Annotated in this window: 11 protein-coding genes and 3 pseudogenes; 6 read left to right on the top strand and 8 right to left on the bottom strand. The window is 58.3% G+C overall.

The window, feature by feature from the left end; genetic code table 11:
- Positions 1-2 precede the first annotated feature (2 nt).
- The 5 genes from BN1188_RS06565 to BN1188_RS06545 all read left to right on the top strand — a co-directional run bounded on the left by BN1188_RS06565 (position 3) and on the right by BN1188_RS06545 (position 7,277).
- Positions 3-263, top strand: coding sequence for a YeaC family protein (locus BN1188_RS06565; RefSeq protein ID WP_040260645.1), 261 nt, complete (start codon positions 3-5; stop codon positions 261-263).
- A complete protein-coding gene (locus tag BN1188_RS06560) occupies positions 260-1,090 on the top strand; it encodes a DUF2797 domain-containing protein (protein ID WP_084596166.1) in 831 nt (276 codons plus the stop codon). The genes BN1188_RS06565 and BN1188_RS06560 overlap by 4 nt, the downstream gene beginning before the upstream one ends.
- Positions 1,091-1,102: 12 nt before the next feature.
- A complete protein-coding gene (gene pepN / locus BN1188_RS06555; RefSeq protein ID WP_040260643.1) occupies positions 1,103-3,760 on the top strand; it encodes an aminopeptidase N in 2,658 nt (885 codons plus the stop codon).
- 167 nt (positions 3,761-3,927) lie between these two features.
- The gene (locus tag BN1188_RS06550) at positions 3,928-4,914 is read left to right on the top strand and encodes a WD40/YVTN/BNR-like repeat-containing protein (protein ID WP_040260642.1); all 987 of its coding nucleotides are present in this window, start codon (positions 3,928-3,930) and stop codon (positions 4,912-4,914) included.
- Positions 4,911-7,277 (top strand): efflux RND transporter permease subunit, encoded by a 2,367-nt coding sequence (locus BN1188_RS06545; protein WP_052469183.1) that lies wholly within the window; start codon positions 4,911-4,913, stop codon positions 7,275-7,277. The genes BN1188_RS06550 and BN1188_RS06545 overlap by 4 nt, the downstream gene beginning before the upstream one ends.
- 47 nt (positions 7,278-7,324) lie before the next feature.
- Here the strand turns inward: BN1188_RS06545 and BN1188_RS06540 are convergent, their stop codons facing one another.
- The 4 genes and pseudogenes from BN1188_RS06540 to BN1188_RS06530 form a co-directional block, all read right to left on the bottom strand.
- Positions 7,325-8,101: a FadR/GntR family transcriptional regulator gene (locus BN1188_RS06540; RefSeq protein ID WP_052469182.1), complete on the bottom strand. Its 777-nt coding sequence runs from the start codon at positions 8,099-8,101 to the stop codon at positions 7,325-7,327.
- Positions 8,102-8,670: 569 nt separating this feature from the next.
- Positions 8,671-8,967, bottom strand: a pseudogene (locus tag BN1188_RS21490) (IS3 family transposase); the annotation flags it as partial.
- A gap of 16 nt (positions 8,968-8,983) precedes the next feature.
- Entirely contained in the window at positions 8,984-10,069 is a 1,086-nt protein-coding gene (locus tag BN1188_RS06535) for an IS110 family RNA-guided transposase (protein WP_052469181.1), read from the bottom strand.
- A gap of 254 nt (positions 10,070-10,323) precedes the next feature.
- A pseudogene (locus BN1188_RS06530) lies at positions 10,324-11,211 on the bottom strand (IS3 family transposase); the annotation flags it as partial.
- A 313-nt stretch (positions 11,212-11,524) separates the two neighbouring features.
- Between BN1188_RS06530 and BN1188_RS06525 the strand changes: the two are divergent.
- Positions 11,525-13,708: an AAA family ATPase gene (locus BN1188_RS06525; RefSeq protein ID WP_040260639.1), complete on the top strand. Its 2,184-nt coding sequence runs from the start codon at positions 11,525-11,527 to the stop codon at positions 13,706-13,708.
- 544 nt (positions 13,709-14,252) lie between these two features.
- Here the strand turns inward: BN1188_RS06525 and BN1188_RS06520 are convergent.
- The 4 genes and pseudogenes from BN1188_RS06520 to BN1188_RS06505 all read right to left on the bottom strand — a co-directional run bounded on the left by BN1188_RS06520 (position 14,253) and on the right by BN1188_RS06505 (position 17,678).
- Positions 14,253-15,487 (bottom strand): annotated as a pseudogene (locus BN1188_RS06520) (IS3 family transposase).
- Between the two features lie 89 nt (positions 15,488-15,576).
- Positions 15,577-16,101 (bottom strand): hypothetical protein, encoded by a 525-nt coding sequence (locus BN1188_RS06515; protein WP_052469180.1) that lies wholly within the window; start codon positions 16,099-16,101, stop codon positions 15,577-15,579.
- 89 nt (positions 16,102-16,190) lie between these two features.
- A complete protein-coding gene (locus tag BN1188_RS06510; protein ID WP_040260637.1) occupies positions 16,191-16,652 on the bottom strand; it encodes a hypothetical protein in 462 nt (153 codons plus the stop codon).
- Positions 16,653-17,069: 417 nt separating this feature from the next.
- Entirely contained in the window at positions 17,070-17,678 is a 609-nt protein-coding gene (locus BN1188_RS06505; protein WP_040260636.1) for an AbiU2 domain-containing protein, read from the bottom strand.
- Positions 17,679-17,734 lie beyond the last annotated feature (56 nt).

Raw genomic sequence — 17,734 nt, 5'->3', positions numbered from 1 at the left:
CGATGACCACCTTCGCTGACATGATCGAAAACATTACGCCTGAAATCTACGAAAGCCTAAAACTGGCCGTGGAGATCGGAAAATGGTCCGATGGGCGCAAGCTGACCCAGGAACAGAAGGAACTGTCGCTACAGGCGGTGATCGCCTGGGAAGCGCAGAACCTTCCTGAAGAACAGCGCACCGGCTACATGGGGCCGCAGGAGTGCAGCTCCAAATCCGTGCCCGTGGCCAATATCCTGTTCAAGTCGGATGCCATCCATTGATCGAGCTCGGACGTGGTTCCGTCAGCAAAATGGCCGTTCGCATCGAGAACGAGCAGGCCTGCTATGACCTGCGCCTGGGCGAGACGCGGGTGCCCCTCAACCCGCTGATCGGCCGCACGCTCAAGCTGGAGTATCTGGGCGCCATCCATTGCAGTCACTGTGGCAAGCGCACCAAGAGCAGCTACAGCCAGGGGTATTGCTACCCCTGCATGATCAAGCTCGCCGCCTGTGACCTGTGCATCATGAGCCCGGAGCGCTGTCACTACGAGCATGGCACCTGCAGAGAGCCATCCTGGGGCGAGCAATTCTGCATGACCGACCATATCGTCTATCTTGCCAATAGCTCAGGTGTAAAGGTAGGCATTACCCGCGCCACCCAGGTGCCCACCCGCTGGCTTGACCAGGGAGCCAGCCAGGCGCTGCCGATCCTGCGAGTGGCCACCCGGCAGCAATCGGGCCTGGTGGAAGATCTGTTCCGCACCCAGGTGCCGGACCGCACCAACTGGCGCGCGCTGCTCAAGGGCGATGCCGAGGCCGTGGACCTGCCCGCTTTGCGCGAGCAACTGTTCGACAGTTGCGCCGCGGGTATCAGCCTGTTGCAGGAGCGTTTCGGCCTGCAGGCGATCCAGCCGATCCCGGACGCCGAAGTGGTGAACATCCGCTATCCGGTGCAGGCATATCCGGGCAAGATCACCAGCTTCAACCTGGACAAGGCCCCGGTGGCCGAAGGCACGCTGACCGGCATCAAGGGTCAATACCTGATATTCGACACCGGCGTGATCAACATTCGCAAATACACGGCCTACCAGCTCGCCGTGCACCAGTAGAAGGACGAGGCCATGCGCACCGAACAGCCAAAGACGATCTACCTGAAGGACTATCGGGCCCCCGACTACCTGATCGACGAAACCCACCTGACCTTCGAGCTTCACGAAGATCACACCCTGGTACATGCCCAGTTGGTGATGCGGCGCAACCCCGCGGCCGGTCCGGGCCTGCCACCCCTGGTGCTGGACGGCCAGGAACTGGAGCTGCTGGCCTTGAAGCTCGATGACCGGGACCTGGGCAGCGACGAATATCAGCTCGACGACGCACACCTGACCTTGCATCCCAGGGCCGAGAACTTCGTGGTGGACAGCAGCGTGCGCATCCATCCGGAAACCAATACCGCCCTGGAAGGGCTGTACAAATCCGGCAAGATGTTCTGCACCCAGTGCGAAGCGGAAGGCTTCCGCAAGATCACCTGGTACTTGGACCGCCCTGACGTGATGAGCCGGTTCACCACCAGCCTGAGCGCGGACAAGCAGCGTTACCCCATCCTGCTTTCCAACGGTAACCCTATCGCCAGCGGGGAGGGCGAGGACGGCCGTCACTGGGCCACCTGGGAAGACCCTTTCAAAAAGCCCGCCTACCTTTTCGCTCTGGTGGCCGGAGACCTTTGGTGCGTGGAAGACAGCTTCACCCGCGCCTCCGGACGGGACGTGACCCTGCGCATCTATGTCGAACCGGAGAACATCGACAAGTGCCAGCACGCCATGACCAGCCTCAAGAAATCCATGCGCTGGGATGAAGAGGTGTATGGCCGCGAGTACGACCTGGACATCTTCATGATCGTGGCGGTCAACGACTTCAACATGGGCGCCATGGAAAACAAGGGGTTGAACATCTTCAACTCCAGTTGCGTCCTGGCGCGGGCCGAGACCGCCACCGATGCCGCCCACCAGCGCGTGGAGGCGGTGGTTGCCCACGAATATTTCCATAACTGGACTGGCAACCGGGTAACCTGCCGTGACTGGTTCCAGCTATCCCTGAAAGAGGGCTTCACGGTTTACCGCGACGCCGCGTTTTCCGCCGACATGAACTCGGCCACGGTGAAACGCATCGAGGATGTCGCCTACCTGCGCACTCACCAGTTCGCCGAAGATGCCGGCCCCATGGCCCATCCGGTGCGCCCGGCCAGCTACATGGAAATTTCCAACTTCTACACCCTTACCGTGTACGAGAAAGGGTCGGAAGTGGTCGGAATGATTCGGACCCTGCTGGGCGCCGAGGGCTTCCGCAAGGGTAGCGACCTGTTCTTCGAGCGCCATGATGGCCAGGCAGTCACCTGCGATGATTTCGTAAAGGCCATGGAAGACGCCAATGGCGCCGACCTCACCCAGTTCAAGCGCTGGTACAGCCAGGCGGGTACCCCGCGCCTGACGGTAAGCGAAGCCTACGACCAGGCCGCGCAAACCTACACCCTGACTTTCCGCCAAAGCTGCCCGGCCACCCCGGAAAGCGCCGAGAAGCTGCCGTTCGTCATTCCTGTCGCGCTCGGATTGCTGGACGCCCAAGGCCGCGATCTGGAGTTGCGCCTGCAAGGCGAGGCCGTGGCCACCGGCACCGAACGCGTGCTGGCAGTGACGGAAGCCGAGCAGTCCTTCACCTTCGAGGGCGTGACCGCCAAGCCTTTGCCGTCCTTGCTGCGCGGATTCAGCGCGCCGGTGAAGCTGAGCTTCCCGTACGACCGTGACCAGTTGATGTTCCTCATGCAGCACGACAGCGATGGTTTCAATCGCTGGGACGCCGGCCAGCGACTGGCGGTACAGGTGCTTCAGGAGCTTGTGGGCCAGCACCAGGCTCATCAGCCCCTGAACATGGACGAGCGCTTGATCACGGCGCTGGGCACGGTATTGGCCGATACGAGCCTGGATCAGGCCATGGTCGCCGAAATGCTGTCCTTGCCTGGCGAAGCCTACCTGATGGAGCTCAGTGAAGTGGCCGATGTGCAGGCCATTCATGCCGCTCGCGAATTCGCCCGCCAGCGCATTGCCGAGGCCCTGTTCGACGGGCTCTGGAAGCGCTACAGCGCCAACCGGGAGGTTTCACGGGGCACTGTCTACGAAGCCAGTGCCGCGCATTTCGCCCGCCGCAGCCTGCAGAACATCGCCCTGTCCTACCTGATGCTCAGCGGGCGCCCTGAAGTGCTGCAGGCTACCCTCGAGCAGTACGACCATTGTGACAACATGACCGAGCGCCTGGCTGCCCTGGCCGTGCTGGTCAATTCCCCGTTCGAGGCAGAGCGGGCCAAGGCTTTGGAGGCTTTCGCCGAGCATTTCAAGGACAATCCGCTGGTCATGGATCAGTGGTTCAGCGTGCAGGCGGCCAGCACGCTGCCCGGTGGCCTGGAGCGCGTCAAGGCCCTCATGCAGCACCCGGCCTTCAGCCTGCGCAACCCCAACAAGGTACGCGCCCTGGTCGGCGCCTTCGCCGGGCAGAACCACATCAACTTCCATGCACCGGATGGTAGCGGCTATCGTTTCCTGGCAGACCTGGTGATCCAGCTCAATGCCTTGAACCCGCAGATTGCCGCCCGCCAACTGACGCCACTGACCCGCTGGCGCAAGTTCGGTGGCGCCAGCCAGGCGTTGATGAAAGGTGAACTGGAGCGCATCAAGGCCAGCGGGCCGCTCTCCAGCGATGTGTTCGAAGTGGTGAGCAAGAGCCTGGCCTGACGCAGGCAGGCGCCCCGGCGCCTGTCGGACCCTCGAGGGGCACCAGACGCCATGCGATGGGCCACACCTGCTTCATTGCTGGCGTGAATGGGGCCTCCCATGGCCCCTGACTTCGCTATAACCTCTCTCCAGCAGCCACCGATAACAACACAACAAGGGAAGGCTCCATGGGGAAACCCCTTTTTCTTGCCCTGGCACTGCTCGCAGCCTGCGCCTTGCCAATGTGGCCCGCGCAGGCCGAGCTGGCTCCTACAGCAGCGCAGCGCGCGCTGCGGAGCCTATTGGTAGACGTAGCCACGGCGGGCAACCGCCTGGTAGCCGTAGGTGCCCGCGGGCAAATCCTGTATTCCGATGACCAGGGACGGAACTGGCAGTTGGCGGATTCGCCTACCCAGGTCTTGTTGACGGCGGTGTTCTTTGCCGACCCTCAGCATGGCTGGGCCGTCGGCCACGACGCCCAGGTTCTCGCCACTGTCGACGGCGGCAGCCACTGGACGCTTCAGCGGCAGGCACCAGAGCGCGAGGCGCCCTTGCTGGATGTCTGGTTCGCCAATGCCCAGCGTGGCATCGCGATCGGTGCCTATGGAGAACTGCTGGCTACCGAAGACGGTGGAGCACATTGGGAAGAGGCCGGGGCTCGACTCGACAATCCCGATCAGTTGCACCTCAACGCCATCTCCGCCAGTGGCGATGGCAACCTGTTCATCGTGGGCGAGCAGGGCGGATTGTTTCGCTCGCGTGATCAAGGTCTGACCTGGGAACGGCTGGATAGCCCCTATCAGGGGTCGTTCTTCGGCGTACTGGCGACCCATGCTCCTGGCACCCTGCTGGTGTACGGGCTGCGGGGCAATGTGCTGCGCTCGACCGACAGCGGCGACTCCTGGCAGGCGGTGACCATCGTAGGCGGCCAAGGGGCCCTGGACAGTGGCCTGGCGGGAGGGGCGCTGCTGGCTGACGGGGCCTTGGTGATTGTCGGCAACGGCGGCACGGTGCTCTACAGCCAGGATGACGGCGCTACCTTCAGCAGCCGCACTCGACCGGACCGCCAGGCGCTGGCCGCGGTAGCCCAGGCACCAGGTGGCAACCTTTGGCTGGTCGGGCAGGGCGGCGCCCGTCAGGCCCAGCCCACAGAGCTTACGGAGCGCATGCGATGAACCAGGCCCTGGTACCACCCCCGGCGGAGTCGCAGCGTGTCGGTGTGCTCGAGCGCTTGATCTTCAATCACCGCCCCGCGGTCATCGGGCTGTGCCTGCTGACCAGCCTGCTGTTGTTCTGGCAGGCGCTGCAGATCCGGCCGTCGACCAGTTTCGAAAAGATGATCCCCCTGAGTCATCCCTACATCCAGAACATGCTCGCTCACCGCAACGACCTGGCGAACCTGGGAAACAGCCTGCGAATTGCGGTGGAAAGCACGGAAGGGGATATTTTCCAGGCGGGATACATGGAGACCCTGCGCCAGATCAACGACGAACTGTTCTACCTGCCAGGTGTGGACCGGGCCGGGCTCAAGTCATTGTGGAGTCCCAGCGTACGCTGGACCGAGGTCACCGAGGAAGGGTTCGCGGGGGGTGAAATCATCCCGCCAGGGTATGATGGCTCGGCCGCAAGCCTGGCGAGGTTGCATGACAACGTACTGAAGTCGGGCCTGGTCGGGCGGATGGTAGCCAATGATTTTCGCTCCAGCATCATCGAGGTACCTTTGCTGGAACGCTATGCCGACCCGCAAGATCCCGGCTCGGTGACACAGCTGGATTACCGCGCGCTGTCCCATGCCCTGGAAGCCCAGGTACGCGAGAAGTACCAGGCCCAAAACCCGCAGGTTCGCATCCACATGGTGGGCTTTGCGAAAAAAGTGGGCGACCTCATCGATGGCCTGGTCATGGTGGTGATGTTCTTCGCCATAGTGCTGGTGGTCACCCTGGTACTGCTGTTGGGGTTTACCCGCTGCCTGCGAGGCACCCTCGCGGTGCTGTTGGCGACCCTGGTCGCAGTGGTCTGGCAACTGGGCCTGATGCATGTGCTTGGTTTTGGGCTGGACCCGTATTCCATGCTGGTGCCGTTTTTGATCTTTGCCATTGGCATCTCCCATGGCGTTCAGAAAATCAATGGCATCGCCTTGCAGTCCGGTGAGGCCGACAATGCGCTGACGGCTGCCCGGCGCACCTTCAGGCAGCTCTTCCTGCCCGGGATGATCGCCATCCTCGCGGACGCGGTAGGCTTCATCACCTTGCTGGTGATCGATATCGGCGTCATCCGCGAGCTGGCCATCGGTGCCTCGGTGGGAGTGGCGGTGATCGTGTTCACCAACCTCATTCTGCTTCCGGTAGCGATCTCCTACGTTGGCATCAGTCCTAGCGCCGTGGCACGCAGCCGGCGGGACGCCCATCGTGAGCATCGTTTCTGGCGCCTGTTGTCGACGTTCGCCAGCCCGAAGGTAGCGCCGGTTTCGCTGCTGCTGGCATTGATCGCCTTCGGGGTCGGCCTGTGGTACAGCCAGCGCCTTCAAATCGGTGACCTGGACCAGGGCGCGCCGGAGCTGCGGGCGGACTCACGTTACAACCAGGACAACGCCTTCATCATCGGGCATTACTCCACCAGCTCGGACGTACTGGTGGTGATGGTCAAGACCGGTGCAGAGCAATGCTCCAGCTACCCGGTGATGGCGGCCATCGATGAGCTGAGCTGGGCCTTGGAGGGCACGCCGGGGGTGCAATCGGCGGTGTCCCTGGTTACCGTTTCCAAGCAGGTGATCAAGGGCATGAACGAGGGTAGCCTCAAGTGGGAGGCCTTGTCGCGCAACCAGGATGTGCTCAACAACTCCATTGCCCGGGCCGACAGTCTGTATAACGCCAACTGCTCCCTGGCCCCGGTACTGGTGTTCCTCAATGACCATAAAGCCGAGACCCTAAAGGCGGTCACCGCGGCGGTGCAGGCTTTCGCCGCCGATCACGACCGGGACAACCTCAAGTTCCTGCTGGCGGCCGGCAATGCCGGGGTCGAGGCAGCTACCAACGAGGTGATCGCCTCGGCTGAGCGGACCATTCTCGCGCTGGTGTACCTCTGCGTGGCCGTGATGTGCTTCATTACCTTCCGCTCGGTGGCGGCCACGCTCTGTATCGTGTTGCCTCTGGTGCTCACTTCCGTGCTGGGCAATGCCCTGATGGCGGCCATGGGCATCGGTGTGAAGGTGGCGACCTTGCCGGTGATCGCGCTAGGGGTAGGCATCGGGGTGGACTATGGGATCTACATCTACAGCCGATTGTCCACTTTCCTGAAAGCCGGTCTGCCGCTACAGCAGGCCTACTATGAAACCCTACGTTCCACCGGCAAGGCCGTGCTCTTCACTGGCCTGTGCCTGGCGATAGGAGTGGCGACCTGGATGTTCTCGGCCATCAAGTTCCAGGCAGACATGGGGCTGATGCTGACCTTCATGTTGCTTTGGAACATGTTCGGCGCCCTGTGGCTGTTGCCAGCGCTGGCCCGTTTCCTGGTAGCCCGAAGGTCTGAACTTCGGTAGGCCCTTGCCATGCTACCCAGCGCAAGCTGGGTATCCTTGCCGATCACCTAATGATCGAGCCGGGTATCGCTCCTGCCAGGCTCGCCCGCAGTGGGGGGATGGGCAAGGCCGAGCTGTTGGCCCAGCACCACGTTCAGCGCTGTGCGGGCATCGTCCAGTTGAACAAGGGCCGCATGCTGGGCGCCAAGGGGGTCGCGGTTTTCGATGGCGGTGAGAATCGCCTTGTGTCGAGGCAGGGCCAGCTCGTGAAGGTTCGGGCGCTGGTTGGAGTGACGCAGGGCCTCGCGCAAGGCCATGGCCAGCATGTCGCACAGGTGAGCGAGCAGAGGGTTGTGGGTGGCATCGGCGATGCGGCTATGAAAGTCCAGATCCGGCTGCAGCACCGCATCGGGTGTCCTGGCCGCCTCCATGCGCTGATAGGCCTCGCTGATGCCCGTCACATCCTCGTCCGTGGCGTTCTGCGCCGCCAGGGCCGCCGCCGCCGGCTCGATGATGGCCCGTACGCTGGTGAGCAGGGCGAAAAATTCGTTCTGTGGCGTGGTCTGCATCACCCAGTGCAGAACGTCCGGGTCCAGCAGGTGCCATTCCTTGCGCGGCTTGACCACGGTGCCAACCCTGGGGCGCGAGTACACCAGCCCCTTGGCCACCAGCACTCGGGTGGCTTCCCGGAGCACCGGCCGGCTGACGGCGTATTCCTCGCACAGGGTCGCTTCAGGCGGCAGCTTCTGATCCGGTGGAAACCGGCCAGACACAATATGCATGCCCAGTTCCTGGACGATTCGGGCATGCATGCTCTTGCGATCTGAAGGTTTGCGGTAATCCATGGGGTGGGGCGAGACCTGAAACGGGCGAAGCCAGCATGATAGCGCAAGCGGCTTGAGGGCTGTACCAGGGTTTGCCTTGATGTCCAAGCGCTTCGCTGTTCAAACTTCCCGATCGAATACTGAAAGCCATGTAGGCACTGGGAGGCTAAGTATGGAGCATTGTTAACGTCGCCCGTGACCTTCTAAACTTTCGGCCAATCAGCCGCTGCCAACAATAGCGGTAGAAAGTATGCTCGACCCATTTCGAAGTATCTCGATAACGTGTGAACAGGCTGAAATGGCCCACCACATTGTCAAAGCAACTCAGCGCCTGGGTACCCTCATTGCGGAGTGCGTCGTAACGGGTGTCCAGCAGAAAAAGCCCAGTAACCCTTCATGACGGGTTCTGCGCAGGCTGGCATAGCTGACCACTTGGCAGTTGAATCCAGCAGGCGGTAGATGTCTTCACAACTTTCCCTGGCCCCGAGCATCCGTTGAATTTCACGGTTGGCGACCAGTTGGGCTAGTGCCTTGTCCTTCAGGGACGAAGAAGTATTTTCAAGATATATTATTGAATCGCCCCCGGTTTTCTAGACAGCCTCCAAGCTCAGAAAATGGCGTTTCTCATACTCTACCGGCGACAGCTTCATAGCGCTGCCGTGTCGGCGTTTAGGGTTATAGAACATTTCGATGTAATCGAAGATATCACTCCGGGCCTCGTCACGAGTCGCGTAGATTCTTCGTCGGATTCGCTCCCGTTTCAAAAGCTGGAAAAAGCTTTCGGCTACCGCATTGTCATGACAGTTTCCGCGTCGGCTCATGCTGCTGATCACATTGTTGGCCTTAAGGAAGCTTTGCCAATCTGAGCTACTGAACTGACTGCCTTGGACGCCCTTCTAAGCGTCAAGTGGATATCGCGTTTTGATTGATGATGCAATTGCGCCTTTGGATGATGTCGTACACCTCGCGCGCAATGTAGCGCTTGAGGCACCAGATAACCTCCCGCTTCGAATGCCCTTCAGCGATACGTCGGCTGACATAAGCCTGCGTACGGGCGTCTGTCCGAATACGTCCTATGGCGATGATATGCAAAGGACTGTTCGCGGCACGGTCACCACCTCGATTCAAACGGTGTCGCGTTACCTTTCCTGAAGAGGCCTGGACCGGACTCACGCCACAAAGGGCCGCGAAGCTTGACTCTGAGCGAAAACGATCGCTGTTGTCCCCCGCCGTCAACAGAAGCTGGGCAGCTGTCTCGTAACCAATGGCATTGCGGGAAACCAACTCTGGTGCGAGCTCGTCAACCAAGCCAGCAATCATCACATCCAGGTCTGCGATCTCGTCATGCAATTCAAGATAACGTCGACCCAGCGTCTTTAAAGCGATCCGATAGGCAGGTGCAACCTGACGATAGCTTGATAAATCTGGACGCCAGGCTGCCAGTGTGCGGATTAATTGCATACGCGTCAGTTTGCGTAGCGGCTCACGAACCTCATCAGGTGCGCTGACAATGATGTTCTGGATGAGTTGCAACGCAACGCGGCGAGCTTGTATGGCGGTCTTGCGGCAAACCTTGAGCACACGCAGCGATTCGACCATTCCATCTCGCTTTTTGGGAGTCACCGTACGAATACCTGCAAAGGCCGCATGTGCAGCATTCCCGGCATCCAATGTGTCGTCTTTGCCGCGTTTACGCCTATCGCTTTTATCAGGCGCGGTCACTTCGAGAACAGTGATGCCGGCCTGCTCCAGGTAGCGCAGCAGGCCGGCGCCGTACGTTCCGGTACATTCGATGCCAACGCGCGTCAGCTCACCAAACGAGCGCATCCACGTCAGCATTTGCTTGTAACCTTGACGGGTGGTGGCAAAGCTTTCACTGGCCAGGATACGATCCTGTTCGTCCACAACTGCGGCCACGTGCAGATCTTTGTGGGTATCCACACCGCCTACGATTTTCGTCGAAGTATTGCCGGTCTTGACGTCGCCCATGGTTGGTCGCTCCGGTTCTGTAGTCACAGATTGATTCGCTCGAACCGAATACCTGGACAAGACAGTAAAGTGACGTGGCGTCAGGCCCTTCTTGAGTCACACGTATCGGCGAGGCGGTCACCTCAACGTGCAGTGTTCCCGGTTGGCCGACAGATCCAAGGAAAGACACAGAGTCGATCAGAGTGTGGGTCAGACCAGCCGAGACACTTCACGACCAGATCATCCATCATTGGTCCATCGCTGTGTGAGTCAGACCATCCGGAAACACTGGCCATGACATTCTTACTATCTGAGTGAATCATCACTTGCTGCTGAGGCTTGCGTCGCCAAACGGCCATCAACATCGCGTCGATCGCCAGGTCACTGCACATCCTGGGCTTCATTGACCAACCAATCACTTGGCGGGAGAACAGATCCAGCACGACTGCCAGGTACAGCCAGCCTTCATAGCTGCGGACATAGGTGATATCGGTTACCCAGACCTTATTCGGCTCACTGACCTTGAACTGCCGCGCAAGGTGGTTGGGCGAGGCTACTGTTTGTTTTCCGCCGTAAAACCCTGGGCGCCGTCGATAGCCCGTTTGCGAACGCAGCCCCTGCGCCTGCATCAAGCGCCCGACCCGATTTCGCCCACAGGCCTCTCCCAGCTCACGCAGGTCATCGTGAATTTTGCGGTAGCCGTACACGCCTCCGCTTTCCAGCCAAGCATGTTTGATCAAGCCAAGCAGGCGCTGATCTTCCTTTTCGCGGGGCAGATTGAGGCTCGGCCAGCCAGGCGTAGTAGCCGCTGGGGTGCACCCTGAGGGCTTGGCAAAGGCGCCGAACTGGGTAATCAATCGAGTGCTTCTTGATGAAGGCGTACTTCAGCCGCACTCCTTGGCAAAGTACGCGGCGGCCTTTTTTAAGATATCTCGCTCTTCGGTCACGCGCTCGAGTTCAGCGCGAAGCTGACGCAGCTCGGCTTGCTGGTCATCGTTTTGCTGACGCTGCTCCTGGGGCTTGCTATAGCGCTTGATCCAGGCGTAGAGGCTGTGAACGGACATGCCTAGGCGCTGGGCCACATCGGCGACAGGTCTGCCTTTCTCGGTCACTTGCTTGACCGCTTCGATCTTGAATTCTTCGGTATAACGCTGACGACTCATGGCGCCTCCTTTTGGACCTCATTATGAGGCTTGGAGGTGTCTATGAAACCAGGGGCGATTCAGGCCGCTTATCGAACTGGTTGAGCCACAGCTGAGTTTTGTCCTGTTCCCGAAGAGGGGGCTGCATCATCCTGATCCCTTAAATTGCTGGGTGCGTTGGTCAAGCAGGGCTTTGCGCGCCCTAGCATACGCCAACGGCATCGGACTGGTATGAGTTGGCCGTTCTGGTGACAGGAAGAGTTCTGTGATGGCACATTGCAATTTTTGGCAGAGGGCTTAATCTCGGAATCTCTGCGTGCCACGGACAGCCCTTGTGATTGAGAATCTGCTCATACGCGGCGTATCAAGCTATTCGCCTAACGCCCCGACCCTCATCGGCCCTCTAAAGCGTGTGAGCATGCTTTATGGGCAAAATGGCACCGGTAAGAGCACGATTGGCAACTACCTGCAAATGCCAGGCAAGGCGTGCTACCAGAGTTGCAGCATGGCGCCTGCTGACCCCGAACGCGAAATTCTGGTCTACAACCACACCTTCATGGAGATGAATTTCCATGAAGACGTAGCGCAGCCCGGGGTGTTTACACTCAACGCAGGCAACATCGAGGCCGAGAATGCTCTGAATGCTGCGCAGGCCGAAATCAAGTTGCTGTCGACCCAGCAAGAAGAGGAGATGGCCAAGGGCAAGGCGAGTAAGGCGGCCCGAGACACTGAGAAGCAGGCATTGAAAGACGGCCTGTGGAAGCTCAAAACACCATTCGATGGCTCGCCCTTGGCTTACTGCCTTCAAGGTGTGAACACCAAAGAGCGCCTGCTGGATAGGATCCAGGCCACCTCTGAAGTGTCGGATATTGTTACCACTGCCGAATTGATGGCGGAGGCCACTGAGCTTCAGGCGGCAACGGACGCGCAGTTGCCCTCTATTTCGCTTGTCGGATTCCCAAGCTCCGAGCTTGAGCCCAACCCTATTTTCAGGGAGATCATCACGGGCACAGACAACTCCTACTTGGCAGGTCTCATCCACGCGCTCGGCCATTCGGACTGGGTTCAGCATGCGCTGACATTCCCCCCCATAGACGATGATTTATGCCCCTTCTGTCAGCAGCCGTTACCGGAAGGTTTTCATGGCGAGATTGCTAAGATCTTCGATAAGACCTACGAACAGCGCATACGTGACCTAACGAACCTGCAACGCCGTTACGTCGGAGCTGTTGAGCAAACGCTGCAGCGCCTGCGTAGTCCGAGCTATCAGCAACCTTCGTTTCAACTGGCCATCTCAAACCTAACTGCAGCGCTTCAGCGCAACATTCAGACTATCGAGAAAAAGATAGCTAGCCCGTCGATCGTGGTTGAGCTTGAGTCCAGCGCAGGGTTGTTTGAAGCCTTGAATGAGTGCATTGCGGTCGAACAGGAAAAAATCGACGCCTTCAACCTCAAGGTCAAAAACAAGCAGGTTCATCTGGCCCGGATCAAGGATCGATTCTGGAGCGTGCTCAGAACTTCAGCTGGTGCATTGCTGGATCATTATGCTCAAGTGGATCAGGAACTTGCCGAGGCTCAGCAAAAAGCCAGGGACACCATTGAGGCGCTACGGGTCAAGGCCAGGGCTCAACGCGAAATCATCGACCATTCCAGGGCAGCCATAACGAATATTGACCAGTCGGTTGAAAGCATCAACCGCTGGTTGCGCGTCCTCGGCCTCAAAGGTTTTGAGCTGACCAAGGAGGAAGCAGATGTCCCTCAATACAGGTTGCAGCGCCCCGAGCAACGCGCGGGTGTCTTCGAGACGTTGAGTGAGGGTGAGAAAACGCTCATCTCCTTTTTGTACTTTCTGGAAGTCTGTAATGGGGAGCTGAACGCGACTGCGGGAAGGTTGATCAGCGACCGCATCATCGTGATCGATGATCCTATCTCAAGCTTGTCCCACAATTACGTGTATGACATTGCCTCCCTGATCAAGCGCCATGTGATTAGCCCGAGTACCCGCTTCAAGCAGGTGATCATCCTGACCCACAACCTGTTTTTCTTTCACGAGATGGTCAAGCTCATGAATGAAGACGGAGGGCGTGGCCGGGGGAGCGGTGGTCAGCAGGAAGGCCAGTTGGCCCTATTCCGAATCACCAAGTCCGATTTCAGCGCAGTGGTCGCGATGCAACCCAAGGAGATCCAGAACGACTACCAGGCTTTCTGGCAGGCCATCAAGGACGCCTTGAGTGGACGCACATCGGCCACCGTCATCCCGAACATGATGCGAAATATCCTGGAGTACTACTTCACGTTCGTGCACCGCCAGGACAGGCTCGCCAAAGCGCTCGAAGACCTGAGCGATGAAGATCCCCAGTTCCGCTCGTTGTACCGCTACATCAACCGCGAGTCCCATGCTGATGCTGTGAACATCACCGATTTTGGTGAGATCGATCCGGCGGTGTACATCGAGCGCTTCCGCCAGGTTTTTGTCAGAACGGAATTTCAGGAGCATTACGACAAGATGATGGGGTAGCGCTCGCATGCATCCTGATCTAGGGCATGGGAACGACGTGCGTGGCCCCTTGCAGCGGTTTTTTTAGATCGACAGCTGATCCAAGGGCTCATTTGCTGAGAATGCGCCGAGAGTGCATCGTTTTACCCTTTCGCTTGGCTTTCCAGGCCGAGGTTGCACTGATAGCATTGCGCCTGCAGCTACCACCAAGGACTGTCCTTCCTGCCTGTCATTCATCTGCTCGCTTTGCACGTGATGTAAAGGCTATCAGCGGCCCGCTGAGATCAGATGGAGAATACGCCATGAACAATCATGGAAAAGTTGTCCTGGTTCGCCAGTACAACCGGTTCCGGTTCGGGCAGTGGGAGACCGTGTGCATGCACATGCGATCCCTTCCGCGCCGTTAATTTGAACGTACCTAGGTGGTAGCTGCACCGCCCATTCTCATCTCTTCATTGCCAGGTTGCAGCTACGTCAGTCCACACCTACCGCTGCAGCAGGTAGGTGGTGTTGGGGCAGGTTATGGCATGGACTTGCCCCTACCAAACCGGACACCAATTCCCCGTTAAATTGATGCTGCTGCCAAGCGCCTAAATTCTCTCGGCGACCGATATTTCAGAGCGCTGTGCGGATGCTGCTCGTTGTAATGTTCGAAGGCAATCGTCAGATTGCGCAGCGCCGTTTCTCGATCCGGTTTGGGTATGTGCGCCACGTAATCACGCTTGATCGTCTTCACGAAGCTCTCTGCCATGCCGTTGCTCTGCGGACTGCGCACCGGTGTAGTCACCGGCTGCAAGCCGATCTGGCGAGCAAACAGACGCGTCTGCTCGGCGACATAGGCCGAGCCGTTATCACTCAACCATTGCACTGGCGTGCTCGGTAGTAGATTGCCAAAACGCTTCTCCACGCTTTCCAACATCAAGTCTCGAATGTCATCGCCGCTGTAGCCTGTCGGGCTGGCAACCCAGCCGATGGCTTCATCGGTCGCAGCAGTCCAGGGCAAAAGTCACGCTCAACTTTGCACCATCGTCGCAGCGGAACTCGAAGCCATCAGAGCACCAGCGGGTATCGCTGGTGGTAACGGCGATGCGGCCCTCGTGGCGGCGTGGTACGCCCGGTTGCTTGATGCGTCGCGCCAACAGCAGGTTGTGGTCGCGCATCACTCGATAAACCCGCTTCACATTGATCGGGGCCAGCGACTGGACTTCCCGCTCGCGGCGCAGCAAACCCCAGACGCGACGGTAACCATAGCTCGGCAACTCGCTGACCTGTTGCTTGATCTCTGCGACCAATTCTGTATCGTTCACGAGCCGGCGGCGCCGTGCCTTGGGCGATACCGATTGCTTGATTCGAACCGTTAATTGCGAGCGCGACACACCGAGACATTTGCTGACCAGTTTCACTGGTCGTCCCCTTACCGGGCCTCCCCGGCAACAAGGGTGAGTGCGCAATCCATTTTCGCGAGCGAGCGATCTCCACGGCCTCTTTGAGGACTTCCGCTTCCATCGTTTTCTTGCCTAGCATGCGTTGCAATTCGCGGATCTGCTTGAGCGCATCGTTCAGTTCAGATGCCGGTACCACGGCCTCACCAGCACTGACCGCCGACAGGCTTCCATCCTGGTACAGCTTGCGCCACAGGAACAGCTGGTTGGCGTTGATGCCGTTGCGCCGGGCCACCACGGAAACGCTTTGTCCGGGCTCAAGGCTCTCGCGAACCATGGCCAGCTTCTGGTCGGTGCTCCAGCGGCGACGGCGTTCATGGCCGAGCAGCTCACCACCCTTATCGTTGCTGTTAGTCATAAACATACCCGTTTGCCTATCCCTTATCTTAAGGGGGGAACGGTGTCCTGTCTTTCATGGGGCTCGTTCATGGCAACCGACTGCATTCCCTAGCGACTTTCGCTCAGCTCCTCTCGATGATCACCGAGCTCCGGCTTCACGATAGCGCGAATTTGGTAGAGCTTGAGACTCACCTCATGAAGCTTGCTGATGAACTTGTCCAAGAGTTCATTTGTGACGTCGAAGTATCGATTTTTCTCGTCCAGTCGACGGTGCAGTATTTGCTGGTTGGCATCGTCGGTGATGGGGTAGGCATGCACGATGTCTGATCGCCTGGTGTTCAGCGCCTGGAACATGTCGGCGGCGACCCTGCCAATGGGCCCCACCGCCGGCAGTGTTTTTTTGGCTTTTTTAAGGCTAGCGCGGAAACCGTCTAATATGTGGCCGCCGGTTTTCGCTTGAAGCTCCGTACGATCTACGCACGGATCCATATGGTGGGCGACCTCGGCCATGAAGCTGCTCAGCGAAGCGAAACCATACAGCGCGACACCCAGTCGGTAAATGTATCCATCGTCAGCAGGTAGCGCGAGACGGGTGAGCCCTCTGATGCTGTGAATGTTAAGCTCGGTTGTCATGGTCGTATTTCAACTGCCTGATCAGGTACGGTAGAAGCCGGGTTCGGTGCTGCGAGCTCGGACTGTGTATTGCCGGCGGACGACGGGAGTTATTTGAGCTTACTGCGCAGCCAGCTCATCACATCGATCAAGATTTTCAGCTTGCGGTAGAAGTTGTCCGCGTCGATCAGGAAACCCAGCTCCTTGCGAAGCTGCGCTATCTCGCTCATTAAGGCCTTATGCGTATCGGTACCAGCCTGGCCTGCGGCAACCATCTCCTGATCAACCTCGCACAGCCGACGATGCCAGGCAATATCGACTGCGTGGCGCTCGAAATAGCGGCGGTTCAATACCCGGTGCTTGCCGAGCAAAAATAGGTAGGCCCCCAAGCCTGCCAGAAAGACCTGCAGCGTACTGATTTCAAGCCCTTGACCGTTCAGGAACTGGGCGATCTGTGGCGTTTGCCAGCAGCCGACCGCGAACAGCACTGGCCATATGGCAATGGCGAACAGGGCTTCGTTCGTGTGTGGGAAACGTGTAGGTTGACTGGGAATGAATCGGATATGGGTCATAGCAACTCCTGTTGGAAGGCTGTCCTAGCCGAGGGGCCAGGACTCACTCAAGCTTCCGGTTTTGTGTGGGGGCGTTGCAACTCCTGTCGTTGCAGTTGCTACTAACCTCACTCCTGGCTTCTGCTGGTGTGACGATGAAAAAGGGGCGTTCGTGAAATCAGCCGCCTAGACCCCTATTTGGAAGGACTGGAGGACTGGCAGCGGCAGGAGCTGACTGACCAGGGGCTTTGCTTCGAGGTGTTATTTGGTGGATGTGCAACTCCACTCGCCTGACTTGAAGGCTTTTAAGGGGTTGCGACCGGTGGAAAACAGCGATAGGTGCCCCGGAAGAACGGCCTACTATGGCCGTCTGGGGGGCGGCGGCCTTGCAGCCTAGATGGCAGAAAATCAAGGAGTTTCGTCAGGGCTTGAGCAAGGTCACATAAAATGCTCTGGGTACATGATTTTGTTCAACAAATTATCCACTTCGATGTAGAAGAAGTCCTCGTATGATACTCGTCCACCGCTCATCAGTCCAAAGCTGTGGTCAGTTAGTATCTTCTGAAAACACTGAACAACACCTATCAGTTCATAGATGCTTACAGGGTAATCTTCGTCCAGTTTATCCCTGTTCAGAAAATATTGCTTATCGGAATGCGCTAAGAATTTATCCCGGCGTACAGTGATCCGCTTTATGATCTCTTGTTTTTCAGTGATAAGCTCATTGTGTTTCGTTGTTAACTCTGCCGGAATGTTTCCGGTTTTCCACTTTATCGCTAGGCGGTTGCTGTCACTAAAATTAATAAATTTAATAATGTTTCTGTCGGATCGGTTGCCGTCCAGTAGTTTTGCCATGAGCAAAAGGGTGTCGACTTCTAGTGACTGTATTGCGTATACGAGGATGCCGGCTTTGTCGAGAAAGACCTCGTTGTTCTCTTCGTATTTCTTACATAATGAATGGTAAAGAGCAAGTTTGGGAGTCAGGTCGTCGAAGACAATTTGCTGATAACCTTTCAATAAGCTTTCGTACGTCTCTTGCACATCCATGGGTTAGCCTTAATTTTGCAATTTCCCGGTTTCGGAGTCCATCCCGTCTACCTCCC

Source organism: Pseudomonas massiliensis, from assembly GCF_000826105.1.
GTDB classification, from domain to species: Bacteria; Pseudomonadota; Gammaproteobacteria; order Pseudomonadales; family Pseudomonadaceae; genus Aquipseudomonas; species Aquipseudomonas massiliensis.
Note: the sequence above shows the minus strand (reverse complement) of the source record. Positions and strands in the feature narration are given on the sequence as shown.